Here is a 26,009-nt window from a genome sequence, read left to right as displayed (position 1 = left end):
TTTTTTGTTGCAACCCCTTGGTCAAAGAGTACATTACATTGCAACATCATTATCATGCACTGAGGGAAAAAAGTGAGTAAACTCAGAATATTAATAGTTGAAGACGATGCTGACATTCAGCAGCTCGTCAGCTACAACCTGATCAAGGCCGGGTACAATGTCACCTGTGCCGATACCGGAGAAGAGGCATTACAGGTTCTCGCCAGTGAACCTATCGACGCCATGGTGCTCGACCTGATGCTGCCAGGCAAGGATGGCATGGAAGTCTGCAGCATCGTCAGAGAGACGGAAAAAACGCGCACCCTGCCGATTGTCATGCTCACCGCCAAGGGTGAGGAAGACGATGTCGTCATGGGGCTTGACACCGGAGCGGACGACTATGTAACCAAACCGTTCAGTCCCCGGGTGCTGCTCGCACGAATTGAGGCGGTGCTTCGTCGACTCTCCGAACACCAGCAGGGTACCAATAATAACGATGACGGAGCTATCACCGTTCACTCCATGGAAATCCATCCCGGTCGTCACGAAGTTCGCATCAATGGCGAACAGGTACACCTCACCATCACTGAATTTACTATTCTCACCCTGCTTGCCAGCCGCCCAGGGTGGGTGTTTTCCCGTCAGCAGATTATTGATCACGTTCGCGGTTATGATTATATGATCACCCCACGGGCAGTGGACGTGCAGATATTTGGTCTGCGAAAGAAACTCGGGTCTGCGGGCACTTACATCGAAACGGTCCGGGGGATCGGCTATAGAATCAAGGAGTGACCACGGTCACTTGCCCACATCACTCCCCCTGTATCCACACATTAATCTCTCAAACCAGCTTATCCATATCGCCATGAAGAATATCCGCCTATTCTGGCAAATCTATCCGGCAATTGTCTTTACCACTGTCATCTCCCTCATCGCTGTGGTCTGGTTCATTAGCGAATCCGGCCGTACCTTTTATCTCAGCCAGCTCGAAGAGGGGCTGCAGCGTAGAGCCCAGCTGATAGAGTTAACCATTGCCGCCGCAGCAACGGGCCCCGACGACAGGCTGCAGAGCTTCGTCCGGCAGGCAGGCCGCAAGGGCTCCACCCGCATCACGCTTGTTGACATCAATGGAGTGGTGCTCGCTGATTCCAACGAGGATCATACCAAAATGGACAACCATGCCAACCGGCCTGAACTGCAAAAAGCTCTGGCAGGGCAGCAAGGTTCATCCATCCGCTTCAGCCGCACGGTCGGACAGAACATGCTCTACGTGGCTATCCCCATCCAACTGAACAACGGCAAGCAGGCTGCCCTGCGTTTGTCTGTTCCGACCACTACCTATGAGGAGAAGCTCACCTCCATCCGCAACAAAATCATCTTTATTGGGCTTGGTATTATTGCTCTGGCAGCGGTGCTTGCCCTCTTCAGCGCACGACGCATCAGCAGGCCGCTGGAACAGATGAAGCAGGGTGCCGAACGACTGACCAAGGGGCGCATTGATCAGCTGATCAAGATCAGCAGCGAACACATGTCGGTGGAGATGGCCGGTCTCGCCGGAGCACTGAACAAGATGGCTGACGAAATCAACCGACGGGTTCGGGTTATCATCCAGCAGCGCAACGAGTTGGAAGCCGTGTTCTCCAGCATGGCCGATTCTGTGGTGGCCATTGATGTGAACCGAAAAATATTACGGATGAACAATGCGGCCACCAACCTCTTCAAGCTTTCCTCGGAGGCGGTCAAAGGAGAACCGGTCAACGGGGTGATCCGCAACCAGGATCTGCTCAACCTCATTGAAGAGGCGCTGACCAAGAATAGAACCCTCAAGGAGGAGGTGACTCTATTCGACGGGACCGAGCCCCTGATCCTTCAGGTCCATGTGGTTCCCTTGGCCGACGAACAGCAGCCCATGGGGGTACTGCTGGTCATGCATGACTTGACCAAGCTCAATCGGCTGGAAAACATACGTCAGGATTTCGTGGCCAATGTTTCCCATGAGCTCAAAACGCCGATCACCGCTGTGAAGGGCTATGTCGAAACCCTCCTCGACGGTGCCTTGGAAAACACAGAGGATGCTGTCCGTTTCCTCACTATTGTTTCCAAGCAGGCCAACAGGCTCGATTCGATCATTGACGACCTGCTCGCCCTTTCGCGCATCGAAAACAAGCAGGAGTCCGGGCAGGTTGCATTGACCTCCCAGCCGGTCACCCCGGTTTTTGAGGCCGCGGTGCAAACCCTGAGCCGTCATGCCCAGGAAAAGGACATCACCGTGAAGGTGGAGAGCCCGGATTCGCTGACCGTGCCGATGAATAAACCACTGCTTGAGCAGGCGATCATCAACCTGCTGCAGAACGCCATCGCCTACAGCCCGGCCAACTCCACGGTCACCCTTCGGGCCGTTCCCGGCGAAGCCATGAACGGGGGAAAGATGGTAAATCTCAGCGTTATCGACCAGGGACCGGGAATACCGAAAAAGCATCTGCCTCGTCTGTTTGAACGGTTTTACCGCTGCGACAAGGGGAGAAATCGAGATATGGGCGGTACCGGTCTGGGCCTGGCCATTGTCAAGCACATTGCCCACAGCCATCACGGTCGGGTGGATGTAACCAGTGTGACCGGCAAGGGATCAACCTTCACCCTTTCCATCCCCGTCACCACCGAAGCCTGAGGCAGCTTTCCTGCATCGGTCTCCGGGAAGGGGGAGGGGTACCTGCCTCTCCCCTTTGCCTGCCTGGATATTAGCCCGAATTCCCGGCGAAAGGTTTCTGATCCAATCCAACATCCGGTCGACCACACCGCACTCCCTGGCCAGGTTGCCCTGCTTCCAGGAAAAAGTGTTGAGTTTCCCCCATTGCTATATTATCGTGATGCTCTTTCTGGCTGTACTCTCAATGTGTTCTGCTCTTCCACCATTCAGGAAACATACCCATGATGTTCAGATCTTCCAGCTTATCGACACCTGCTCCTGCCTCAGCCTCAGCACGCCTGCGCACTGCACCCCCCAGAACTAAAGCCATTGCCTGTCTTTGTTCCCTTCTGCTTGTGGCCTTGCTCGGCATGACGGCTGCTCCCGGAGTATGCCAGACCCCTCCCCCGGCCAAGGTGCGGGTTGCTCCCGTCACCAGCGACACGGTTGCGCGCAACAAACCTTTTCTTGGGGTACTCTATTACGATCGAGTGAGCAAGGTTTCCAGCGAAGTAGCAGGACTGGTTGAATCGATCAAGATCCGCATAGGCGATCGGATTCTCGAAGGTGAACCTCTGGTCTCCCTCAATACCGACCTGCTCGATAAGGATATCCAATTGAGTACAACCCGGGTCGAACAACAGCGACTGGAACAGGAGCTGACGGCGAAAAACTACCAGCGGCAGAAAAGCCTACTGGAAAACAGAGGGGCAAGCGAAAAAAAATACGATGATGCACAGTTTGCGTTGAGCAATGCAGAAAAGGAACTCCAGGTTGCACGGTTAACCCTTGCCAGGCTGCAGTTACAGAAAGAAAAAAGTGTCATTAAGGCGCCATTTGACGGTGTTGTTCTGGAGAAAAATGTCGAGGCCGGCGACTGGGTCCAGCAGGGCAAACAGGTTGCTGTGATCGGTGCCAGTGACGCGCTGTTCATCAATGTTCCCATCGGCGAAACTCTGCTGCAGTATATCGAACCGGGGGCAACGGTTGATGTGCGTATCAACGCCTATGACCTGACCATGACCGGAACCATCGACACCATTGCCCCTCGGGCAGACGCAAAAACCAAAAATGTCTCCATCAAGGTCCGTATACCACCTATGGAGAACGGCACAGAGAACCTCTCCGCCACCGTGCATCTTCCGATCAGCGAGAAACAGCAGTTGAGTATTCTGCCCAGAGATGCATTGATAAAGTTCAAGGGCGATGATTTTGTCTATACCGTCAAAGAAAACAAAGCCGCTATTCTGCCGGTTAACATTGTTACCTATCTGGGGGACAGGATCGCTGCCGATAACCCCTACCTGGTCTCGGGAATGCCGGTCGTCATCGAAGGCAACGAGCGACTGCGCCCCGACCAGCCTGTTACCGTGATCGGAGAATAAACCCATGGACATTATCCGTTCATCCCTGGACAAGCCTGTGAGCGTCGCCGTTGGCGTCATCCTGGTAGTGCTCTTTGGCCTTATCGGTCTCAATGCCTTGCCGGTTCAGTTGACCCCGGACGTGGAAACACCGCAGATCACGGTCAACACCACCTGGAGCGGTGCAACTCCCTACGAGGTGGAAAAAGAAATAATCGAAAAACAGGAAGAAACCCTCAAGGGACTGCAGGGCCTGACCAAAATGGAAAGTGCCAGCTACAATTCCTTTGGGGAAATTACCCTTTCCTTTCAAATCGAAACCAGCCTCGACGACGCCCTGCTGCGTGTTTCCAACAAACTCAACGAGGTTTCCGATTATCCAGAAACCGCCAAGAGACCGGTTATCGAAGCAGCCGGCGCCCAGAGCTCACCGGTCGTGTGGATGGTTATCCGCCCTCAACCCGAAAATTCCACACCCATCAACAACTACCGGACTTTTTTCGAAGATTACGTGCGGCAGCACCTGGAACGTGTTCCAGGAGTCGGCTCCCTGTTCGTGTTCGGGGGCACCGAGAATCAGCTGGAGGTCATCGTTTCTCCTCAGGACATGGCCCGCTATGATGTAACGATCAATCAGATCGTCCAGGCCGTCCAGCAGGCCAACAGCAACATTGCCGCCGGGGTGCTGGGTATTGAAAAAAAGAATTACCGGATCCGAACGGTCAGCCAGTTCCAAAATCCTGAGGATGTTCTGCAAGTTGTCATTGCCGACGACGGCATCAACCGGGTCTATCTCCGGGATGTGGCTACAGCCAGGCACGGTCATAAAAAAGAAGACGTTTCCGTGCTCCACAACGGCAGCCAGGTTATTGTCGTCGGGGTGCGCAAAGAACAGGGAGCCAACGTCCTCCACATGAGTGATCGACTGGAAGAGGTGGTCGATACCCTCAACGCCACCCTGCTTGATCAAAACGGGCTCTTTATTGACTGGGTCTATGACCAGCGGCCGTACATCAACCGCGCTATTGCCATCGTCAAACAAAATGTGCTTATCGGCGGCCTGCTGGCTATCGGCGTACTGCTGCTCTTCCTCCGAAGTGTCCGCTCCACCGCCACCATTGCCATGGCGATTCCCGTCTCCGCCATTGGAGCCTTTATCTTTCTCTGGCTGACCGGGAGGAACCTCAATGTTGTCAGCCTGGCGGGTATCTCCTTTGCCGTCGGCATGCTGGTGGACAACTCCATCGTGGTCCTGGAGAACATCGACAGACATCGTAAAATGGGCAAAAGCGCCATGAGCGCGGCCTATGAGGGGACCAAAGAGGTGTGGGGAGCCATCTTCGCCTCCACGGCAACCACCGTGGCCGTCTTTCTTCCTGTTGTTTTTATCCAGGAGGAGGCCGGGCAGCTCTTTCGCGATATAGCCATCGCGATCACCTCCTCGATCCTGCTGAGCCTGTTTGTTTCCATTTCCGTTATTCCCACCCTGATCAACCTGCTCTACCGCAAACGGGGGCAGAGCGAACCAAACCGGTTGCAGCGTTCCTACGTCGGCCCGTGGCTTGCGGCACTCATCATGCGAATATCCGACCTCTGTATGCGCAACGTCCTCACCAGGCTATCCTCGGTATTCGCTTTTACCGCGCTGTCGGTGTTTCTTATCATCTCTCTGCTGCCCAGTGCGGAATACCTCCCCCAGGGAAACCGAAACCTGATCCTCAACATCCTCATCCCGCCACCGGGCTACTCGGTTGAAAAAATGAAGGACATGGGCAGATACATCTACAGCGAATCCGCTCCGTACTTTGAGGAAGACGGGAAAGACGGCATCCCGCAGATCAAGCAGATGTTCTATGTCGGTGCCGATCGGATCAATCTTTTCGGCGGAATCAGTGTCCATGAGACCAGGGCCGCGGAAATGATGCCGCTGTTCAACAGGATCATGCACTCGATCCCCGGCATATTCGGCGTCAGCATCCAGGCCGGTATTTTTGAATCTGGGATAGGCAAAGGGCGAACAGTGGAGGTCAATATCGCCGGTGATCAGATTGACAACATCATAGAGGCGGCACGAACACTTTACGGTGCGACCAGCCAACAGATCAAAGGCGCCCAGATCAGACCGGTCCCGTCACTGGAAACAAGCTACCCCGAAGTAAAGATCATACCCAACAAAGAACGGCTTCGCGCCAACGGTCTTACGGAAGCGGACCTGGGAATCTACGTTGACATCCTCATGGATGGGCGCAAAATTGATGAATTCCGTCCTGAAGGCACCAAACAGGTAGACCTGGTCGTCAAGGGCGATGAAGCGCTTATCCTCACACCGGAGGACATCCTCAACGCCACCATCGTTTCCGGAAACGGCGATCTGATTCGTGTCGGCGACGTGGCCGAACTTGTCTACACCGAGGGAATGCCCCAGATCAACCATCTGGAGAGAAATCGTACCATCACCCTCCAGGTGACGCCGCCGCAGGATGTCGCCCTCCAGTCGGCAATGGAGATCATTGAAGAGGAGATCATCGCGCCCCTGAATAAAGCGGGAAAACTCGATGGCGTATCCACTTCCATCGGCGGCAACGCAGACAAGCTCACCGAAACCCGTGAGGCCCTGCAGTGGAATATGCTGCTCGCCCTGGTGATCACCTACCTGCTCATGGCGGCACTGTTTGAAAACTTTCTCTATCCGTTCATTATTCTTTTCACTGTGCCACTTGCCGCCGCCGGCGGTCTCATGGGACTGCGAGTCGTCAACGCCCTGATTGCTCCCCAGGCACTTGATGTCCTCAGCATGCTCGGGTTTATCATCCTTATCGGTACAGTGGTGAACAACGCAATCCTCATTGTTCACCAATCCCTGAATAACATCCGCTACAAAGCTATGACAGGGGACGCGGCCATCAGTGAAGCTGTCCGAACCCGTATCAGGCCGATTTTCATGAGTGCCACCACCTCAGTGCTCGCCATGTCGCCGCTGGTCATTGCCACAGGATCAGGGAGCGAACTCTACCGTGGGCTGGGTTCTATTCTCCTTGGCGGTCTGGCGATCTCCACCATTTTCACCCTTTTTGTCATTCCCTCGCTGTTGACTTTTTTCATCATCTTTGAGAAACCAAGAACCGGAGGCGCGCCCGTCATCTCCGAATAATCGTTTTGTCCACCCGTCGGTCAACGACCGTCGGAGTACACATTCACTCCTGAGTAGAGGGTTCATGACTGCGCTGCATACCTTTCTCCGTCAAGCGGACAAACTGCCGACTCCACCGGCAATTGCCCTGAAAATTCTTGAGGCGGTTCGCCAGGAAGAAAATAATTTCAATGACCTGGCGAACATTGTCACCTCGGACCCGGTACTCACGGCCAAACTGCTGAAAATTGCCAACTCCTCCATCTACAGCCTCCCGAAACAGGTAACCTCCCTGGCCCAGGCTACCGCCCTGCTCGGCACCCAGACCCTGCAGAACATTGCCCTCTCCTTTGTGCTTGTTGATACCTACAAGGACCTTCCACAGAGTGGTTTCGATATTGACCTGTTTTGGCGCCGATCGATATCCACCGCGGTGTCTGCCAAACTCCTCGCCCGAGCAACCGGCAACCATGCTGAGGACCTGTTTATCACTGCGTTGCTGCAGGATATCGGCATCCTCGCCCTTTTCTTGACCGCTCCGGTTGCCTTTACCGAAGTACTCGACAACAAACGTATCAGCGGTAAAAGCATGTATGAGGCCGAGCAGGAGCGGTTCGGTTTTGATCACAGTGCGCTGGGTGCTCATCTGCTGGAGAGCTGGCAACTCCCCGCAGCAATTTACGAACCCATTCGCTGCCATCACTGCACCGAAGAAGCTTCCAAGGGAGACCTTGCACTGCTTCTTGATATTGCCGATCGGATCGGGTCCATCTACCACGGAAATCGGGGAAACACACGATACGCCGAGGTGCACCGCCTGCTCAGTACCACTTTTGCTATGGACCGTGAGCAGATAGATAAGCTGATTGATGATATTGGTGCACAGGCCCGGGAAACCATGGACCTGTTTGCAGTGAACCCAGGGGAAATGAAGCCGTTCTCCCTGCTGATGCAGGAGGCCAATGATGAACTCAGACGCCTCAACTTTTCCTATGAGCAGGTGGTACTGGAATTAAAACAGGCAAAAAACAATGCTGAACAACTGGCAGTCAGTCTCAAGGCGGCCAATGACCGTCTGCGCGAACTTGCCTTTCGTGATGACCTGACCGGACTCTATAATCATCGATACTTTCAGGAAATTCTTGAGCGAGAGGTCCAACGATCAATCCGCTATAAGCATCCGCTTTCTCTACTCCTCCTGGATATTGATTTTTTTAAAAACGTCAATGATACCTACGGCCATCCTTCGGGGGACCGGGTGCTGCAGCTGGTGAGCCGCAAAATGGAGCAGCTGGTGCGTCACTGCGATATTGTTGCCCGATATGGAGGCGAAGAATTTGCCATAGTCCTCCCGGAAACCGGGAGAAACGGAGCCAATGTACTGGCTACCCGCATTCGCCGTGGAATTGAACAACTGAAGATCAAGCTCAACGAAAAGGAAATCAGCGTCACGGTCAGCATCGGACTGACCAGTACCGACATTGACCGTGTGCCCCTCAATCGCGCTGCCCTGATCGCTCAAAGCGACAAGGCACTCTACAGGGCGAAAACAAAAGGGAGAAACAGGGTCGAACGTGCCGCCTGAAATGGGGCTGCCCATCGTCCCCCGGCCACCCTCCATTGCTGGCCCGGGCCCGCACTCCGCTCGCCACCGCCATCAGCAGGCCCCGCTTTCTTCTTTTATGCCCCGGACGCAAGGGACTGACCGTCCAGCACACGTCGAATGGCCCTACCGATTTTTTCCACGGAATAGGGTTTTTGCACGTACTCTCCCACCCCCATGAGTAACGCTGTCTTCACCCGTGCGGTTTCTGCATAGCCGCTGGCAATGATCGCCCGCTGCCCCGGGCAGATCTGCAGAATGCGCTTGTACGTTTCCAGTCCATCCATATAGGGATCCTCTAAGATCATATCCAGCACCACCAGGTCAACGGGCATATTGCGCAGATACTCCACTGCCTCTTCGCCGGTAGGCACGGCAGCGGTTGTATATCCCAGTTGGTTCAGAAGAGCCACGGCCAGATCTCGCTGTTCCTTGATATCATCAACAATCAGCAACCGCTCTCCATGCCCTCGAAAATCCCTTTGCAGGCTGGCTGCAGCCTCGCGGGCGATATCCTCGCGGGTGGCCCGAAAATAGAGCTCAAAAATGACACCCTCGCCGTCATCGCTGGTAACATTGATAAATCCATTATGCTCCTGCACCGTTTCCCATATGACAACCATACCGAGCCCGGTACCGTCGGAGCCATAACGCCTTTGCAGATAAAACGGCTCAAAAATATGGCTTATCTCCTCTCGTGGTATGCCCCCTCCCGGATCCATCACCTGCAACACCACGTACTCACCCTCCTCGACCTGCTGCAAACCGTCAAGGAAGCTGTCCACGTAACGGTTTTCCGTTCTGATGCGGATGCGCCCTCGCTGCAGGCGGCTCCCGGCTGCAGTTCGCAGCAGGTGCATCAGTAATTTTTCCAAGCGGACCGGAACACCCTGCATCTTCATCAAGTCGGGCGCGAGATCAAGCTCAATGTTGATCGGGCCGTAGCGCTCAATCGTTTGCCCATGGATATCTCCCTGGAGATACTTTTCAACCAGGTCGTTGAGGTTGAGCACCATACGCTGTTCCCCGCCTTGCGTGGCCAGGGTGAGCAAATCGCCTACCACATCGGCTGCTTTATGGCCGGATTCCTTAATAATCCCCAGGAACTTTCTCTGCGGGCTCTTTGCTGGCAGGCTGTTCATGAGAATATCCGGGTAGCCGACCATGGAGGCGAGGATGTTGTTCAGATCATGGGCGACCCCTCCGGCTAGCATACCCAGAGTCTCCATCTTTCGGCTCTGCCGCACCTTTTCCTCCAGCTCCTGTAGGCGTGCAGCTTGCGCCTCCTGCTCATCGACCATGCTGTTGGTCGCTCGTACCAGCGGATGAAACTCCTCGAACCGTACCTCCCCGACCTCCATATTTTTCCCACCAAGGACAGCCTGCTCCATAAAGTCTGTGCAGACTGCGACACTGTCGGTTACCGAACCAACCAGGTAACGAATGAGCAGATATATCGGCAAAATGCTCAGAAGAAGCAGGCCAAAAAAAATGGTAATATGCCGCCAAATTTTTTGGAACAGCTCCTGCCGCTTTGCAGCCAGACGGGCATTTATGGCGTCGACATACAGACCGGTGCCAACCATCCACTGCCAGTCCTGAACCCCTTTCACATAGGCGATTTTCGGCGCGGGCAGGCCGGTGCTGGGGCGAATGGTGCCCACATACTCCACAAATCCTTCTCCCTCCTCCCGAGCACTGGCAATCAACCGTTGCAGGACCGGTACCCCGTTGGAATCGAGAAAATGCCACTGATTGACCCCGACATTTTCCGGTTTATAATGGGCCAGGGTGTTGGCTTGATAATCATAAATAAAAATATAGCCATCTTCGCCATACCTGATCTGCTGGACCCACTCCAATATCTTTTCCTGTATCTCAGCGGTAAAATCCTCCACATAGCAACCAGTACCGATCCACCACCCATAATGGCCAAACCGCTTCACAAACCCCATCTTTTCTTTCACAGCTGACTGATTTTCTGGCTTAAACCAGTTCCAGTCAAGAAAGCCCTCGCCGAAGGTGTTGATGATTTCGGTAGCCCGCTGGATAAACAACCGGCCTGAACTGTCGCAGCCGGCCTGCAGCGCCCGCCCTTCATGCTCAGGCGAATGGGGCATCAGCACACATTGTCCTTCCAGGTCAAAAATAAAAAAGTATCCCCCTTCTCCATCGTATCGGATATTGCGCAGGGCTTCGACAATGCGGCGCTGCAGCTCGACCTCGCTCATCGATCCTGCATAGGCGCTATAAATACTCTCTGCCACGGAAAGCGCCGAATCGATCCTGGCTCGCAGATCTGCCTTGAGGGTTATTACCGTCTGACGGCGCTGGTGGTGGATAAAATCGACGACCCGGTCTACCTCGGCCCGGGCCAACGCCTTCTGATTGTTGATATGTTCCTGTTTCTGTGCCCTGGCCTGCCCGTCGTAGGCGGCTAATTCGCCCATTGTCCATAAGGCGCCCGCAGCAATAAAAACCACAACCGCAATCAACAGCATACTGGCGGTTATGGTTTCCTTAAACGTAAGTTTTTGCAACCCCTTCATGGCACCTCTCGTTTCGGGCATCCCGATCATGGCAAACATGCACCTCGGCTGAATCGATTGTCTTTCCCCATTGAAATTTCCCCGTTATTGTCCGGGTAAGGCCCCGGTAGGCGTAACCGATTCAGGATTCGTCCTTGACCTGCACACTATAGGCCAGATATAAATTCGTTGTCAACTGACCAGCCGAGCAGCTGGAGCCAAAGCGTAACACGCATGGAACGGAACACCCCAGGCCGGGCAGCTCACCCAGCGCAAGGAGAGGCTAATGTATATCAACGGACAATGGAGAAAAACCCCGACCACCTTTCCGGTGGTCAACCCGGCTACCGGCAAGGAACTGGCAAAGGTGGCTGATGCTGGGCCCAAGGAAACACGGGAAGCCATTGCAGCGGCTGCATCCGTCTTGCCCACATGGTCGGCCACCACCACGTATGATCGATCGGCGTACCTGTACACGGCTCACCAGCGCATGCTTGCCAATGCCGATGAACTTGCCCGTCTGATGACAGAAGAACAAGGCAAGCCATTGAAAGCAGCGCACACAGAGGTCCGCTATGGCGCGGATTTCTTGCTCTGGTTTGCTGAAGAGGCGAAACGCATATACGGAGAGACCATCCCTTCTTCACGGAGCAATCAACGGTTTTTGGTGCAACGGCAACCGGTTGGGGTAGTGGGAGCCATTACCCCATGGAATTATCCGATTTCCATGATCACCAGAAAAATTGCCCCTGCCCTGGCGGCAGGCTGCTCAGTGGTGCTCAAACCGGCGGAGAAAACGCCCCTGTGTGCTATGCGCCTGTTTGAGATCTTTGATAGCGTGGGGCTCCCGCCGGGAGTACTCAACCTGATCACCGCCGCTGACCCGGCGCCGATTGGATATGAGCTGTGCACCAACCCTCATGTGCGAAAAATTACCTTTACCGGCTCCACCGCTGTTGGCCGACGGTTGGCCACCGATGCTGCCCCCCAGCTTAAGCGGGTTTCCATGGAGCTGGGAGGGCACGCCCCTTTTATTGTTTTTCCGGACGCCGATCCGGTGCATGCGGCCAAAGGTGCTGCACTGGTTAAGTTTCTCAACACCGGCCAGGCCTGCATTTGCCCCAATCGAATATACGTACACCGCCGCCTCCTTGCCCCTTTTCTCGATACTTTTGCCCGGCGCATAGCCTCCATGCAGGCAGGTTCCGGACTCCAGGATGGAGTTACCATCGGCCCGCTGGTCAATCAGGCTGCGCTGGACAAGGTAATGCGCCAGGTTGAGGATGCGCTCGCCAAAGGGGCCACGCTCCTCGCCGGCGGCAAAAGACTCACGGGCAACCAACTGGAACGAGGCTTTTTTTATGCGCCCACCCTGCTGAGCGATGTAACCCCGGAAATGACCATTTATCGGGAGGAAACTTTTGGTCCGGTAGCAGCAGTCATCCCGTTTGATGACCATGACGACATCATTGCCATGGCCAACGACACCGACTACGGCCTTGCCGCCTACATCTACACCAGCGATATGAACACAGCGCTGCGCACCTTCGAGCAACTGCAGTTTGGCATGGTAGGTATCAATGACATCAACCCCACCAGTGCAGCGGCTCCCTTTGGAGGGATACAACAGAGCGGTCTGGGCAGAGAAGGGGCCAGAGCCGGGCTTGAAGAATACCTGGATACCAAGGTTGCCGGCATTGCCCTCACCTGAGCGGATCGGGACACAACAAAACGCGAGGGTATATGGCAGGAGTGGGAAAGGGACTATTCTTTAGTGCCCCACACCTCTCGAACCACCTGCTGCCGATCGTCCGGGTTCATCACCCGACAGGCTATCACCCCCTCCTCAGAGGTTCCATACAGGGCGTGAAGAGGAACACGGAGGGTGCCGTCATCCTCTAGGGGGACCATGGCCACCACATCTCCACCATTGCCAAGGGTGAGTTCACAGGGAATTTTACGCATAGCTTCGGCCCTCCATCTTCACTGAAATGATAACAACATCCGCAGCACGGCTACCGACCAGCCGCACAGGACACCCACCTCCGCTGCTCGCAGCAATAACCGACAGGCCTCATCAATATGGGCAACTGTCGGTGGAGCAAACGCTCCACCGATATATGGTTTCTCCACCAGCACGCCGCCATAGTAATTGGGGCCATTGAGTCGCACGCCAAGGGCGCCGGCAAATGCTGCTTCCGGAAATCCGGCATTGGGACTGCTGTGATTGCGGCCTTCTCCTCGGCCGACATGCAGCGTACGGCGACCGCTTTTCAACTCGGTCAGCTGGGCCGCCATGGCGATCATGTATACAGAAAGCCGCGCAGGAAGGTAGTTGGCCACATCATCTATCCGAGCCGCGGTTTTTCCAAAGAACAGGTAGCGATCATTTTTATACCCGACCATGGAGTCGAGGGTGTTGATCATCTTATAGGCGAGTGCCAGCGGACCACCGCCAATAACGGCAAAAAAGAGCGGAGAAAGAAACCCATCAACAAAATTTTCCGCCACCGTTTCCACGGTTGCCCTGGCAATATCATCGGTCTGATAATCCGCAACATCCCGACCTACAATCATTGCCACCTGGCCGCGGGCCGTGTCCACCTGTCCATTGCTGAGCGAATGGTATATTTCCCGTGCAGCCTGGGCAAGTGATTTGACGGAAAAACAGTAAAACAACATCACCATCTCAAGCGCGAGGCCGGCCAGCGGATGGATCCAGCGAAACCCAGCCAGTACAAGGGTAGCGGCCACCCAGCACCCGCCTATCAAACTGACCGCAAAAAGGGCACCTGCCCGTTGCTGGCCCTTGATATGGCGACGAAAAAAGGGCTCGCTGAACTGAATAGCGCACCCCATCCACCTGATGGGGTGCGGCAGCCAGCGAGGGTCACCGACGAACCTATCCAGCAGAAATGCTGCTGGCAGTATCAGCAGCGACAACCATGTCCAGAATGACGGCGTCATGCATCAGGCCTCCAGAGCGGCACGCAGCAGCCGGGCAACCTTCTGGTTGGCGGTCGGCGACTTGAGGGAAACGCGAACAAAATGATGATCCAACCCATGAAAATTACAGCAGTCACGCAGCAGAATCCGATCTGCCAAGAGCTGTTCACAGGTCGCCGCCGCTGTCCACTCGCCGGGCAAGCCAATCAGCTGATAAGGGGCGACCGTAGGGAAAAGGGTGACTCCGCACCCGTCCAGCGAACGATGAAAGCGATCCATTTCCTGACGCAGGTATTCTTTGGTCCGAATGACAAACGCTGCCACCATAGACCGGTTCCCCACAAGGTAGCCAACCGCCTCCTGGGCGAGACTATTGGCACACCACGGCTGCATGTAGCCACCGAATCGGGCAGCAACCGCTTCGCTTCCGATGAGAAACCCGGCCCGAACCCCGGGGATACCATATATTTTTGAGAGCGACCAGAGAACAATCACATTGTCCAGCCCTGTGCTCACCATGCTCCGGTCATGGGATGCCGGTGCGAAGGGAAGGTAGGATTCGTCAATTATAAAATGGGTATCCGGAAGAGATCGGCACAAGGCCTCCAGGGTCTCATGGTCGATCAGCGTCCCAGTCGGATTATTGGGGTTGCAGAGAAACACCGTATCGTAATGTCGAGCAGCATCGGCAAGACGATGGCAGTCAACCTGGAAGGCCTCCTCAGCCCGGCTAAGAAAAAAATCCGGTTCAATCCCGTACATCCTGCAACTTGAGGCATAGTCCGCGTAGGTCGGCCCAACAATAAGGACCTGCCGGGACCGCAGGGCCGTGCAGGCGGTATAGATGAACTGGGTTGTTCCTGTTCCCATAAGAACCTGCGCCGGCTCCACCGCCAACATCTCGGCAATGCCAGCAGCAGCAGCCCCGGCATCGACCTCCGGCAGACGCATGATGGTATCCAGGTGCCCCTGCAGATGTTCCAGCAGTCCGGGAACAATACCCAACGGGTTGATATTGCTGCTCATATCGACTATGTCTTCCGGACGGCAACCTAGGTGGGCCGCAACCGCAGCAGTATTCCCTCCATGCCCCTGAATCATGCCCTTTCTCCCTCCTCCTGACCTTCAACCAACGACAGTATGGCATCGACCTGCAGGTATTTCTCCGCATGCTCGGCAAGCTGATCATAGGCATGATCACGCGCAGCAGGTCCATGCAGCTCTCCTTGCGGATGCAGGGTTTCCAGACCGAGAGTCTGCAGCCATTGCCGGATAATCTCCGGGGAATCGAAGATTCCGTGTATATAGGTCCCCATGATCCTGCCGTCGTCACTGACACACCCATCGCTGTCGGTCAGGGGTTCCCTGTTTCGCGCGTGGATGTCCACCAGCGGCCGCCCGCCGGCCACCACTGTCCGCCCCATGTGGATCTCGTAACCGCATCCCCGCTTACCTGCCCAGGAAAATTCCGTCAGGGTGGTTGTCTTCGGTGCTTGCAGGGTTGTCTCCACCGGCAGCAGCCCCAGCCCGCGGGTTGAACCGGGAACACCCTCAATCCCATTGGGATCATGAACCCAGCTGCCGAGCATCTGATAGCCGCCGCACACCCCCAGGACGTGCCCTCCCTCTGCAACATACCGCTCCAGTTGATCAGACCAACCGTTGTCTCGCAGCCATTCCAGATCGCTGCAGGTGCTTTTCGAACCCGGCAGGATAACCGCAGCAAAAGGTGACAGATCCTGTGCTTGCTGCAGGTACGCACACTGCAGTCCGGAAAGATGGACAAGGGGATCGAAATCGGTAAAATTGGAAATATGAGGCAGGCGGATAACCGCAATCACAGGATCACTCGAGGCACCCGCAGTATAGCCCGTGGCCTGTTCGATGACCACGGCATCCTCGGCTTCAATATGAAAATGCCTATACCATGGCAACAACCCATACACGATCTTTCCGGTTTGTTCTTCAATCCACTCGATGCCGTTGCGGAAAAGGCTGCTGTCGCCCCGAAAACGGTTAATCACAAAACCTGTGATCCGTTCCTGGCATTCCGGGGGAATACATGCCAGCGTACCGACGATTTGTGCAAAAACTCCGCCCCGGTCAATATCAGCCACCAGAATAACCGGTGCATCAGCATAGGCGGCAGCTCTGAAGTTGACGATGTCATTGACCATCAGGTTGACCTCGGCACAGGAGCCGGCCCCTTCCATGACGATGACATCATACAGGTCGCGCAGGCGGTCGAGGGCACTGCAGCTCTCCTGGAAGAGGTAATCTTTTTTCTCGTAGTAGGAGACGGAAGACGCCTCCATCCAGGCTTTCCCGTTGAGCACCACCTGGGACCCCACATCGCTGGTCGGCTTGAGCAGCACCGGATTCATATCTACATGGGGGGGAATTTTGGCGGCCTCGGCTTGGACGATCTGCGCCCTGCCCATTTCAAGGCCCTCTGCAGTGACCCCCGAGTTATTCGACATATTCTGCGCTTTAAAGGGGGCAACCCGATACCCACGATTGACAAGAATACGACAAAGCGCCGTGGTAACGATGGACTTTCCCACATCCGAGCCAGTGCCCAAGACAGCAATACAGACAGCTTTCTCCTTCATCTCCCCTCTTTGTGCTTCAGATTCTCTTATCCCTGGTCAGCCTGCAGCAAATTCACCCCATCTACAGACCTAGATTATCAACAAGATGAACACCTTAATATGCCATGAGCCCTTGCGCCACCCCTTTCATCACAGGCGTCCTGTTCGCGACTAACTTTCAATCCCCTTACGTGCAAGAACTCCTTTGGAGTAGTAATGCTTGACCAACCGCATTTCCGTGACCAGGTCGGCCTGTTCGATGACGCTGCCCGGAGCGCCCCTGCCGGTAAGCACCAGCTCCACCTGCGGCGGGCGAAGAGTGATCAGCTCCAGCAGTTGTGCTTCCGTTAAAAGTTGGCAGGTGTAGGCAACGTGGATTTCATCAGCTATGACCACCTCATACTGTCCGCTGGTCAACACCTGCTTGAGGGTTGCAAACCCCTCGGCTGCCGCCTCAAGATCTTCCTGACAGGGATCGTTGAAGATGAAACATCCCCGGCCATATTGACTGAAGGTAATAGAGTCAGCCAGCCGCTTGAGGGACGTCAATTCGCTGTAGGGCGCATTCTTGATAAACTGGCCGATGTAGACCCGTAACCCTGCCCCGGCAGCACGCAGGGCAAGACCAAGCGCAGCGGTAGTTTTTCCCTTCCCATCCCCGGTATATACCTGAACATATCCTTGCATATCCCTCCTCCGCCTTTTTCGGCCCCGGTGGATATCGGATCGAAATCCGCCTTAAGTCGATGTTGTCCTTCGGTTGTTTGTTCTGCCATGATGTGTAGTAGAAAATAGCGGTGATCCCGTCAATACCTTTTCTTGTCTTTCAGCTCAACAGCCCGACAACCTGCTTGACTATCAGCATGCCTGCAGGTAAGGTAGCCTGCACTATTCTGCAGGTTGCGCATGCACGCATGAAAAAGGGGAATCCGGTTGCAAATCCGGAACGGGCCCGCCGCTGTAGCCGGGGACAAATTCCACAGTATCGCCACTGTTCATCATTGACTGGGAAGGCGTGGAAGGCGACTGATCCGGGAGTCAGAAGACCTGCCTGCAGAGGACGGCTCTTTCGGCAAAAGGGTGGTCAATGAATCAGGGATACAAAGGGATGACCTGAATCAACACCATGGTTGATTCAGGTCTTTTTTTTTGGGCAGTCCACAGGCAACCTTCGTGATGTATACAACCCACGGCCTGTTCCCTATCCACTCCATGATCTCAGGCACAGCGTATGAGCGAAAAAAATGCAATTGTCCTTGCCATGTTCGGCACTACGGCCGAATCTGCTCTTCCTGGGCTGATCAGCATTCTCGACGAATACCGGCAGGCTTTTCCAGCCACGCCCATTCGCATTGCCTTTACCTCCAACATCATTCGACGCGTCTGGCAAAAACGGGCTGCCGATCCCCACTACAGGCAGCAATTTCCACATATCCCTGACGACATATTCTCCGTGCAGGGACAGTTGGCTGCAATTGCCGGCCTCCAGGACCGGGGATATCGATCAATCGTCGTACAGGCCGTCCACATGGCCCCTGCAGAAGAATTTCATGATCTCGGCAGCTGCGTACGGGCGCTGGCCGGTATTCGAACCATGAAGCCGCACTGGCGTCCTTTTGAACGCATTGTGGTAGGACGTCCGATCCTTGGCGCCTACAGTCAATCGTTTCCTTATGGAGAGGATATTCGTGCTGCCGCCGAAGCACTCAGAGAGGATGCTGATCAGGCAATTGCCGAGGATGCCGCTCTGGTCTATATGGGGCACGGCAACCCCCTCTTTCCCACCGGCGGTCTCTACCTTGAACTGCAGTCAAGGATGAACAGCCTCTACCCGCAAATCCCGATCTTCATCGGCACAGTGGAAGGATATCCATCACTGGATGACATTCTCCCTGTCCTGCATGGCGGGAATCGAAAAAAGGTCCACCTCAAACCGCTCCTTATTACCGCTGGGGCCCATGCCCTCAAGGATATGGCCGGACACGGTGAAACATCATGGTTATCGCGCCTCCGCGGTGCCGGCTTTGATGTCACCCCTGTACTCCGAGGACTGGGAGAGCAGACCCCGTTTATCCGGCTGTTAATTGATCACACCATCCAGGCTGCTGCTGATGCCGGAATTGAGTTGAGACGCGATGAATAGCGTTACCAGGGATTTTTACCCACTGCTCTTGCTTTCCGCCGCCCTGTTTGGGCTGATCGCCGTATCAGCAACCATGGGGTTTCTCTCGGTGTCAGTACAGGATGTGCTCCGCATCATCGGTGCTGGCCTGCTGCAACAGCCGCTTGACAACATTGATCCAGTGGCTGTCACCGTGGTCACCGACGTCCGACTGCCGAGAATTGCTGCGGCAGTACTGGTCGGTGGCATGCTCGGTGTTAGCGGCACCGTCTTTCAGGCCATTCTCCTCAATCCTCTTGCCGACTCCTACACCCTTGGTATTTCTACGGGTGCGGCCTTTGGCGCGTCGCTGGTGATTGTGCTGCAGATTTTCGGTCTTACCCTGCCGCCAGCGGTGTCTGTACCGATTTTTGCCTTTGGCGGCGGACTGATCACCCTTGTGCTGGTCCTTTTTCTGGCAGCCGGTGACCGTCGCCTCTCCTCCACGAACCTGATCCTGGCGGGGGTGATTATTGCGGCAATTCTCTCAGCAGCAATTGGTTTTCTAAAATTTCTGGCCGATGAGCAGGTCGGCATCATTATTTTCTGGCTCATGGGCAGCCTTTCCGGAGCCACCTGGAAGAACATCCTCCTCCTGTTTCCCTTTGCCCTTTTGGGAACCGGTGTGGCCTTTTTCTTCGGCAGGGACTTAAATATTATGGCCACAGGGGACAGGACATCGGCTTCACTGGGCATCAATACCATCAGGCTGAGGATTACGCTGCTGATCTGCGGCACCCTCATGACCGCCCTTTCGGTGGCTGTTGCCGGTATTATCGGCTTTATCGGACTGATCGTGCCCCATCTCCTTCGCCACCTCACAGGTCCTGACAACCGGCGCCTGATCCCCTTTTCTTTTTTTACGGGCGGCATGCTCCTGCTGATCGCCGACACCATCACCCGGGCAGTGCTTCCGGCTGAGGTTCCCATCGGGGTACTGACAGCACTCCTGGGCGGCCCCTTTTTCTGTATCATATTCAAACGCAGACAGCAGGGCGGCAATGCAGGATTCTAGCGCTACCATATCGCCCCTGTGGGCGCTCTCGAAGGTTACCTTCAGCTACGGTAAAGCTGTAGTGATCGACAACATAGATATGGAGTTCCTTCCCGGTCGCTGTTACGGCATTCTCGGCCCCAACGGAAGCGGAAAGACCACCCTGCTCGATATGCTCGCCGGTGTCCTCAAACCCTCTACAGGAGTAATAACCTTTCAGGGAAAGCCTTTGCATCACTGGCCGCGGAAACAGTTGGCCAGGGTTCTTGGCCTGGTGCCTCAGGAATTTATGGTACGTTTTGGATTTTCCGTTCGTGAAACCGTCGAAATGGGATTGCACCCCCGTATGCACCGTTTTGCAACCCCAGGCAAACAGGAACTCGCCATAATTGACCAGGCCCTCCGGGATACCGGCATCAGCGACCTGGCCGACCGGCCCGTCACCCACCTCTCCGGCGGGGAAAAGCAACGGGTTGCCCTGGCGAGAACCCTGGCCCAGAACCCCCAGGTACTGCTTCTCGACGAAGCGACGTCCAACCTGGACATCCACCACAGTCTGGAAATATTACGTTTGATCCGTAATCGCCATCGCCAGGAGGGGACCCATGTGGTAGCGGTGATGCACGATCTCAACCTGGCCAGTTTTTTTTGTGATGAACTCATCTTCATCAAAAACGGCCAAATCCTCTACCAGGGGACTACGGAGCAGATAATGACTCCCGAAATCATCGCCGACGTCTATGAAGTGGAAGCGGAAGTCGCCCACAACGAGTTCACTGACTGCCGTCAGGTCAGTTTCCGGTTACCGCAGGAGGGCACATCATGAGATCGATGCTAACCATCGCCTCCCTTGTGCTGATCACCTTACTGCTTGCCCCCTCACTGTGTCTGGGTGCATTCATCACCGACAGCGACAAACGCACGCTCATTTTTGAAAAGCCCTTCCAGCGGATCATTTCGCTCTATCCGGCCCATACCACCAACCTGATCGATATGGGGGCAGCCGACACGATCATTGCCACCGGCAGGAGCGACAACCAGCTGCCCGGACTGCCCAAAGTGCACTTTCGTGACGATCCCGAGCGACTTATCGCCCTTCGCCCGGATTTGGTGCTCATCCGGCCGATGATCAGCAGAAGCTACCCCCAGCTGATCAAACGATTGCAGGAGGTGAATATTCAGGTGGTCTCGCTCCAGCCGGCAAGCGTCGACGAACTGCTTCGCTACTGGTCCACCCTGGGCAAGCTCATCGGGAGAGAACAGGCCGCCGATGCGCTCATTCATCGTTTCAGTCAGCAGCTCAGCCAGCTTCATCAGATGACAGCCACTGTACCTTTCACGGAAAGAAAAAAGGTCTATTTTGAGTCCATCCATAAGCGGATGAAAACCTTTGCGCCCGACTCCATGGCCATTTTTGTGCTGGAAAGCGCCGGTGGAATCAACATTGCCACCGACGCCGTCCAGGTCCGCTCCACCAATATCGCCGCCTACAGCAAAGAACGCATTCTCGCCAAAGCAGACCAGATTGAGGTGTTTCTTGCCCAGCAGGGAAGAATGAACCCTGTTTCCCTTGAAGATATCTACAAGGAGCCTGGGTTTGACACCATCAAGGCAATTCAACAGGGTCAGGTCTACCTGATCGAGGAAAAGAAGGTCTCGCGCCCGACCATGGAACTGCTCGACGCTGCGACGACCATCCAGCAAATCCTCTACCCTGAACTTTCGTTGGAGAATGAATCGTTATGAGCATGAGAACCGCACTCCTCATAGCCGGCACCCACTCCGGATGCGGAAAGACCACCGTTACCCTGGGGATTATGGCCGCATTAAGGCGTCGCGGCCTGCCGGTACAGCCATTCAAGTGTGGCCCCGATTTCATCGACCCCACCTTGCACCGGATGGTAACCGGGCGGGTCTCAAGAAACCTTGATGCCCGGATGTGCGGCCCCTCCTTTACCAGGAACTCCTTTGTACGCAACACCACGAAAAAGGACTGTGCGGTTGTCGAGGGCGTGATGGGGCTTTTTGACGGAGGAGAGGGTTCGGCAGCCGCTCTGGCCGAACTGCTCAACCTGCCGGTCATCCTGGTTGTCGATACCCGCTCTGCCGCCGAATCAGTGGCTGCCGTCATCCACGGCTTCGCCACAATGGATGCCAATGTCAAGGTGGCAGGGGTCATCTGCAACCGGGTGGGATCGGCAAGACATCAACAGATGATCGAGGAAGCTGTGGCAAAATACTGTCAGGTGCCTCTGCTCGGCTTTCTTCCCCGCAATGAAAACATCACCATTCCTTCACGGCACCTGGGGCTGCACATGGGTGAGGAAAATCCGCTCCAGCAGCAGGGAATCAACAAGCTGGCAGAACTGATGGAAGCCCATCTCGACCTGGACCGTCTGCTTGCCCTTGGCCAGCAGTGCCGGCTGGCCGAAGACCATTCCTGCCCGCACGTTGCGAAAAAGCCAGTTCCACCGGTGCGTCTCGGGATAGCGCGTGACAATGCTTTCTGTTTTTACTATGAAGACAACCTCGATCTGCTGATCCAGGCTGGGGCAGAGCTGGTCGAATTCAGCCCCCTTGTCGACAACGCCCTGCCAAAGGAACTGGAGGGGATATACCTGGGGGGCGGATACCCGGAATTGTATGCAGCGCAGCTCAGTGGGAACGCGGAAATGCGTGCAGCTGTCCGACAATTCTGCCAGCAGGGGCGGCCCGTCTATGCTGAATGCGGGGGATTCATGTACCTGACCCGATCATTGACGGATATGGAAGGCGACACCTTTCCCATGGCAGGCGTCTTCCCCTTTGATACAGCCATGCAGCCGAGACTGAGAAGTCTTGGCTACAGACAACCCCGGCAGCGGTGCGACTCGATTCTCGGACCACGAGACCTGGTTCTCCACGGACATGAGTTCCACTATTCAGCGGTCACCGGTAATGCAGAGGCGGCCACCGTCTACAGCCTTGAAGACGGCAGAGCCGAAGGTTATTGCTTAAAAAATACCCTGGCAGGTTATATGCACCTCCATTGGGGACGAACCCCCCAGGTGGCCGAACATTTTGTCCGTGCCTGCCGTAACCCATTTCCCTCTCGGTAACAAATGGTAGATATTCTTCAGATTGCTCCACAGGATATAGAAGCGGAAAGCTTTCGCATTATCGCTCAGGAACTGGGCCCCACCACATTCGGGGCTGATGAATTTGCCGTTGTCCAGCGGACCATCCACGCAACCGGTGACTTCAGCTTTGCCAACAATCTCCAATTTCATCACGACCCCATCCACGCCGGCCTCAAGGCAATCCTGGCAGGAAAAAACATCCTGGTCGACGTGAATATGGCGGCCAGCGGTGTATCAAAAAACATGCTGGCCCACTTCGGCGGCAAGGTCATCTGCCGAATCAATGAGCCGGAAACAGCAGCACTGGCCCAGAAAAACGGCACCACCCGATCGGACGCAGCCATTGTTCGTGCCGTGGAGGACAATATCGGGATTGTGGCGGTCGGCAACGCCCCGACAGCCCTGCTCAAGACCATGGAACTCATTGAAAGCGGCAAGCTCTCACCGGACCTGGTGATTGGTGCACCCGTGGGCTTTGTCAACGCAGCGGAATCGAAAGCGCTGCTCGCGGAAAAACCGTATCCGCACATTGTCGCTCTCGGCCGCAAGGGAGGAACACCGGTCGCGGTAGCTGCAGTCAATGCCCTCATTCGTCTGGCTCGCTCCAAGCACTCGTGAAAAGAAGTAGTCAACAGAGAAAACTCCGCTCCGGGTATACCACCGGGGCGTGTGCAGCTGCGGCCGCCAAGGCCGCAACTCTGCGCTTCTTTACTGGCAGCGCCCCTGAAAGGGTCACCATTCCCTTCCCGGACGCCACTCGGCATTCTTTTGCGGTCTGCCGCTGCACCGGAAACGATCATGGTGCCATGGCCACGGTGGTCAAGGATGCGGGAGACGACCCTGACGTCACTAACGGTGCAGAAATTGGTGCACGGGTAACGCCGGCTGCCGAGGCCTCCACCCATCCGGAGCCCATCCGGCTGCTCAGCGGAGAGGGGGTCGGGGTGATCACCAAGCCCGGCCTGCCGGTACCAGTGGGTGAGCCGGCCATCAACCCGGTACCGCAGGAGATGATCCGGGCAGCAGTCAGCGAGGCCCTGGAAGAATCGCAGAGTGGCGGCCAGGCCCTTGAAGTGGTCATCTTTGTGCGTGATGGAGAGGTGTTGGCAAAAAGCACCCTCAATCATCGGCTCGGCATTATCGGCGGGCTTTCCATTCTGGGAACCAGCGGCATTGTCCGGCCGATTTCCGCCAAAGCCTGGACAGATACCATCGAGGCCTCGATGAAGGTTGCCAGAGCCGCCGGCCTGACAACGGTATTGCTTTCTACCGGCCGAACCTCGGAAAAAGCCGCCCAGATGCACCTCCACCTGCCCGAGGAAGCGCAGGTGATGATGGGAGATTACCTTTACTACGCCCTGGAGGCGGCGGGAAGACATGGGTTTACCACTATTGTCCTCTCCGCCATGTGGGCCAAACTCCTCAAGGCGGCCATGGGCATCCCCCAGACCCATGTCCGCAACGGCGCACTTGAACCGGTGCAGGCCGCCAGCCTCCTGAGACAACTGGGCCTGAGCAGCAGCATGGCAAAAAAAATGGCCCAAGCCAACACCGCTCGGGAAATTTACGATCGACTGGTGACGGCCGACAGAAAAGACCTGATCGACGCAGTCTCCAAAAAAGCCCAGCAGCAGGCGCAGGAATGGTCTGGACTGCCGGTGGACGTCTATCTGGTTACCTCGGAACAGGGGGTGGTTCATCATGTCCCACATTGAACTTATCGGTATCCATGGCCCGTTCCTGGACGAACAGCAGCGAACGCTCATCGGCCGCTGCCGGGCAGTGGTCGCCTCTGGCAGACACACACACCTGGTGCAGGATAGTGGACTGCCCATTATTCCCATTGCGCCGATTGGTCAAATGGTAGAGGGGGTTCAGCAGCATCTGTCCATCGGCGACGTAGCCATACTGGCGAGCGGTGATCCCCTCTTTTTCGGCATCGGCAAAACCCTCCTGCGCTATTTCGACCCCGCTCGCCTTCGCGTGCACCCGGCGCTTTCCGCCGTCCAACTGGCCTGTGCACGATTCACTGTCCCCTGGGACGACCTCACCCTGCTCAGCCTCCATGGACGGCATCCTGACGATGTGGCAGGTAAAATCCTGACCCACTCACGGGTAATGGTTTTCACCGACCAGACTAACAGCCCCGACTGCATCGCCCGTCAGCTGCTGGACGCACTCAAGGCCAGCGGGGATGAAGAACGCAGAGCAACCGTACGGATACGGGTGGCGGAAAATCTCGGCCTGGACGATGAAGCGCTCTTTGCAGGCAGCCTTGAAGCAGCAGCCGCCCGCCAGTTCGGACCGCTCAACATGGTGCTGATCGAGCAGCCTCCCCGGCAACAACACTCTCGTTTCGGACTCACAGCAGCCGATATCCACCATTCACGAGGCCTCATCACCAAGGATGAAGTCCGAGCAGCGTCGGTGCATAAACTGAGCCTGCCTCTCACCGGCGTCCTGTGGGATGTGGGCGGCGGTTCGGGCAGTGTGTCCCTGGAAGCCGCGCGCATCAACCCCGATCTCTCGGTATATACTATCGAGAAGAAACCAGAGGAACACCAAAATATCCGGCGCAACATCAGATCGTACGGTGCCTACAACATGCATCTGATCTGTGGTGAAGCGCCGGAGGCCCTCAAGGACCTTCCCGCCCCTGACCGTGTCTTCATAGGCGGCAGCGGCCGCCGCCTGGAAGAAATCATCACCCTCTGCGCAGCTCGCCTCAAGCCGGGCGGCAGGATTGTGGTCAATGCGGTTCTGCAGACCACAGCCGGCAAGGCGCCGATGTATCTGCGACAGCAGGGGCTGCGCGTGGAAACGGCTACCATTGCGGTGACCCGCACGACGACCGATTCGCAACCAACGGTATTTAACCCCATCACTATTATTACAGGCAGCGCATAAG

The 26,009-nt window shown here is 55.7% G+C and carries 20 protein-coding genes and 1 riboswitch; of the genes, 14 read left to right on the top strand and 6 right to left on the bottom strand.

The window, feature by feature from the left end; translation table 11 throughout:
• Nucleotides 1-72 precede the first annotated feature (72 nt).
• From ACZ52Z_RS17610 to ACZ52Z_RS17590, 5 genes are all read left to right on the top strand, one after another.
• Nucleotides 73-771 (top strand): response regulator transcription factor, encoded by a 699-nt coding sequence (locus tag ACZ52Z_RS17610; protein WP_464268083.1) that lies wholly within the window; start codon nt 73-75, stop codon nt 769-771.
• 10 nt (nt 772-781) lie between these two features.
• Nucleotides 782-2,647, top strand: a complete 1,866-nt coding sequence (locus ACZ52Z_RS17605) for an ATP-binding protein (protein ID WP_464268082.1) — start codon at nt 782-784, stop codon at nt 2,645-2,647.
• 260 nt (nt 2,648-2,907) lie between these two features.
• Complete coding sequence (locus tag ACZ52Z_RS17600; RefSeq protein WP_464268081.1) at nt 2,908-4,050, top strand: efflux RND transporter periplasmic adaptor subunit; 1,143 nt, start codon at nt 2,908-2,910, stop codon at nt 4,048-4,050.
• Nucleotides 4,051-4,054: 4 nt separating this feature from the next.
• Nucleotides 4,055-7,180 (top strand): efflux RND transporter permease subunit, encoded by a 3,126-nt coding sequence (locus tag ACZ52Z_RS17595; protein ID WP_464268080.1) that lies wholly within the window; start codon nt 4,055-4,057, stop codon nt 7,178-7,180.
• 64 nt (nt 7,181-7,244) lie between these two features.
• On the top strand, nt 7,245-8,744 hold the full coding sequence (locus ACZ52Z_RS17590; RefSeq protein WP_464268079.1) for a sensor domain-containing diguanylate cyclase: 1,500 nt from the start codon (nt 7,245-7,247) through the stop codon (nt 8,742-8,744).
• Nucleotides 8,745-8,839: 95 nt separating this feature from the next.
• Here the strand turns inward: ACZ52Z_RS17590 and ACZ52Z_RS17585 are convergent, their stop codons facing one another.
• Nucleotides 8,840-11,311 carry a cache domain-containing protein gene (locus tag ACZ52Z_RS17585; RefSeq protein WP_464268078.1) on the bottom strand — a complete coding sequence of 824 codons (2,472 nt, stop codon included), beginning with the start codon at nt 11,309-11,311 and terminating at the stop codon, nt 8,840-8,842.
• 265 nt (nt 11,312-11,576) lie between these two features.
• Here ACZ52Z_RS17585 and ACZ52Z_RS17580 point away from each other — a divergent pair, with 265 nt between their 5' ends.
• Complete coding sequence (locus ACZ52Z_RS17580) at nt 11,577-13,001, top strand: NAD-dependent succinate-semialdehyde dehydrogenase (protein ID WP_464268077.1); 1,425 nt, start codon at nt 11,577-11,579, stop codon at nt 12,999-13,001.
• A 53-nt stretch (nt 13,002-13,054) separates the two neighbouring features.
• On the opposite strand, the gene ACZ52Z_RS17575 is transcribed toward ACZ52Z_RS17580, so the two are convergent.
• From ACZ52Z_RS17575 to ACZ52Z_RS17555, 5 genes are all read right to left on the bottom strand, one after another.
• Entirely contained in the window at nt 13,055-13,255 is a 201-nt protein-coding gene (locus ACZ52Z_RS17575) for a hypothetical protein (protein ID WP_464268076.1), read from the bottom strand.
• Nucleotides 13,256-13,273: 18 nt separating this feature from the next.
• Nucleotides 13,274-14,257 carry an adenosylcobinamide-phosphate synthase CbiB gene (gene cbiB, locus ACZ52Z_RS17570; RefSeq protein ID WP_464268075.1) on the bottom strand — a complete coding sequence of 328 codons (984 nt, stop codon included), beginning with the start codon at nt 14,255-14,257 and terminating at the stop codon, nt 13,274-13,276.
• Nucleotides 14,258-14,260: 3 nt separating this feature from the next.
• Nucleotides 14,261-15,337 (bottom strand): pyridoxal phosphate-dependent aminotransferase, encoded by a 1,077-nt coding sequence (locus ACZ52Z_RS17565; protein WP_464268074.1) that lies wholly within the window; start codon nt 15,335-15,337, stop codon nt 14,261-14,263.
• Nucleotides 15,334-16,848: a cobyric acid synthase gene (locus ACZ52Z_RS17560; RefSeq protein WP_464268073.1), complete on the bottom strand. Its 1,515-nt coding sequence runs from the start codon at nt 16,846-16,848 to the stop codon at nt 15,334-15,336. The genes ACZ52Z_RS17565 and ACZ52Z_RS17560 overlap by 4 nt, the downstream gene beginning before the upstream one ends.
• A gap of 150 nt (nt 16,849-16,998) precedes the next feature.
• A complete protein-coding gene (locus ACZ52Z_RS17555; protein ID WP_464270817.1) occupies nt 16,999-17,547 on the bottom strand; it encodes a cob(I)yrinic acid a,c-diamide adenosyltransferase in 549 nt (182 codons plus the stop codon).
• 160 nt (nt 17,548-17,707) lie between these two features.
• Nucleotides 17,708-17,896: riboswitch (cobalamin riboswitch) on the top strand.
• Between the two features lie 162 nt (nt 17,897-18,058).
• Between ACZ52Z_RS17555 and ACZ52Z_RS17550 the strand changes: the two genes are divergently transcribed.
• Genes ACZ52Z_RS17550 through cbiE form a run of 8 tightly spaced genes read left to right on the top strand, consistent with a single transcriptional unit; the run spans nt 18,059 to nt 26,008 of the window.
• Nucleotides 18,059-18,970, top strand: coding sequence for a sirohydrochlorin cobaltochelatase (locus ACZ52Z_RS17550; protein WP_464268072.1), 912 nt, complete (start codon nt 18,059-18,061; stop codon nt 18,968-18,970).
• Nucleotides 18,963-20,003, top strand: coding sequence for a FecCD family ABC transporter permease (locus ACZ52Z_RS17545; protein WP_464268071.1), 1,041 nt, complete (start codon nt 18,963-18,965; stop codon nt 20,001-20,003). Before ACZ52Z_RS17550 ends, ACZ52Z_RS17545 begins: the two co-directional genes overlap by 8 nt.
• On the top strand, nt 19,990-20,808 hold the full coding sequence (locus ACZ52Z_RS17540; protein ID WP_464268070.1) for an ABC transporter ATP-binding protein: 819 nt from the start codon (nt 19,990-19,992) through the stop codon (nt 20,806-20,808). Before ACZ52Z_RS17545 ends, ACZ52Z_RS17540 begins: the two co-directional genes overlap by 14 nt.
• Nucleotides 20,805-21,728 carry an ABC transporter substrate-binding protein gene (locus ACZ52Z_RS17535; RefSeq protein WP_464268069.1) on the top strand — a complete coding sequence of 308 codons (924 nt, stop codon included), beginning with the start codon at nt 20,805-20,807 and terminating at the stop codon, nt 21,726-21,728. Before ACZ52Z_RS17540 ends, ACZ52Z_RS17535 begins: the two co-directional genes overlap by 4 nt.
• Complete coding sequence (locus tag ACZ52Z_RS17530; RefSeq protein ID WP_464268068.1) at nt 21,725-23,080, top strand: cobyrinate a,c-diamide synthase; 1,356 nt, start codon at nt 21,725-21,727, stop codon at nt 23,078-23,080. The genes ACZ52Z_RS17535 and ACZ52Z_RS17530 overlap by 4 nt, the downstream gene beginning before the upstream one ends.
• Before the next feature lie 3 nt (nt 23,081-23,083).
• On the top strand, nt 23,084-23,719 hold the full coding sequence (locus ACZ52Z_RS17525) for a precorrin-8X methylmutase (RefSeq protein WP_464268067.1): 636 nt from the start codon (nt 23,084-23,086) through the stop codon (nt 23,717-23,719).
• On the top strand, nt 23,716-24,816 hold the full coding sequence (locus ACZ52Z_RS17520) for a cobalt-precorrin-5B (C(1))-methyltransferase (protein WP_464268066.1): 1,101 nt from the start codon (nt 23,716-23,718) through the stop codon (nt 24,814-24,816). The genes ACZ52Z_RS17525 and ACZ52Z_RS17520 overlap by 4 nt, the downstream gene beginning before the upstream one ends.
• Complete coding sequence (cbiE, locus tag ACZ52Z_RS17515) at nt 24,803-26,008, top strand: precorrin-6y C5,15-methyltransferase (decarboxylating) subunit CbiE (protein ID WP_464268065.1); 1,206 nt, start codon at nt 24,803-24,805, stop codon at nt 26,006-26,008. Before ACZ52Z_RS17520 ends, cbiE begins: the two co-directional genes overlap by 14 nt.
• The last annotated feature ends 1 nt before the right edge of the window (nt 26,009 follow it).

Source organism: Desulfogranum aggregans (assembly GCF_055398265.1).
This window is presented reverse-complemented; position numbering and strand designations above follow the sequence as displayed.

Bases quoted from the DNA above. Each gene is read 5' to 3' on its own strand.
- ACZ52Z_RS17600 (WP_464268081.1), top strand. From the start codon at position 2,908: ATGATGTTCAGATCTTCCAGCTTATCGACACCTGCTCCTGCCTCAGCC.
- ACZ52Z_RS17595 (WP_464268080.1), top strand. From the start codon at position 4,055: ATGGACATTATCCGTTCATCCCTGGACAAGCCTGTGAGCGTCGCCGTT.
- ACZ52Z_RS17590 (WP_464268079.1), top strand. From the start codon at position 7,245: ATGACTGCGCTGCATACCTTTCTCCGTCAAGCGGACAAACTGCCGACT.
- ACZ52Z_RS17585 (WP_464268078.1), bottom strand. From the start codon at position 11,311: ATGAAGGGGTTGCAAAAACTTACGTTTAAGGAAACCATAACCGCCAGT.
- ACZ52Z_RS17580 (WP_464268077.1), top strand. From the start codon at position 11,577: ATGTATATCAACGGACAATGGAGAAAAACCCCGACCACCTTTCCGGTG.
- ACZ52Z_RS17575 (WP_464268076.1), bottom strand. From the start codon at position 13,255: ATGCGTAAAATTCCCTGTGAACTCACCCTTGGCAATGGTGGAGATGTG.
- cbiB (WP_464268075.1), bottom strand. From the start codon at position 14,257: ATGACGCCGTCATTCTGGACATGGTTGTCGCTGCTGATACTGCCAGCA.
- ACZ52Z_RS17565 (WP_464268074.1), bottom strand. From the start codon at position 15,337: ATGATTCAGGGGCATGGAGGGAATACTGCTGCGGTTGCGGCCCACCTA.
- ACZ52Z_RS17560 (WP_464268073.1), bottom strand. From the start codon at position 16,848: ATGAAGGAGAAAGCTGTCTGTATTGCTGTCTTGGGCACTGGCTCGGAT.
- ACZ52Z_RS17550 (WP_464268072.1), top strand. From the start codon at position 18,059: ATGAGCGAAAAAAATGCAATTGTCCTTGCCATGTTCGGCACTACGGCC.
- ACZ52Z_RS17545 (WP_464268071.1), top strand. From the start codon at position 18,963: ATGAATAGCGTTACCAGGGATTTTTACCCACTGCTCTTGCTTTCCGCC.
- ACZ52Z_RS17540 (WP_464268070.1), top strand. From the start codon at position 19,990: ATGCAGGATTCTAGCGCTACCATATCGCCCCTGTGGGCGCTCTCGAAG.
- ACZ52Z_RS17535 (WP_464268069.1), top strand. From the start codon at position 20,805: ATGAGATCGATGCTAACCATCGCCTCCCTTGTGCTGATCACCTTACTG.
- ACZ52Z_RS17530 (WP_464268068.1), top strand. From the start codon at position 21,725: ATGAGCATGAGAACCGCACTCCTCATAGCCGGCACCCACTCCGGATGC.
- ACZ52Z_RS17525 (WP_464268067.1), top strand. From the start codon at position 23,084: ATGGTAGATATTCTTCAGATTGCTCCACAGGATATAGAAGCGGAAAGC.
- cbiE (WP_464268065.1), top strand. From the start codon at position 24,803: ATGTCCCACATTGAACTTATCGGTATCCATGGCCCGTTCCTGGACGAA.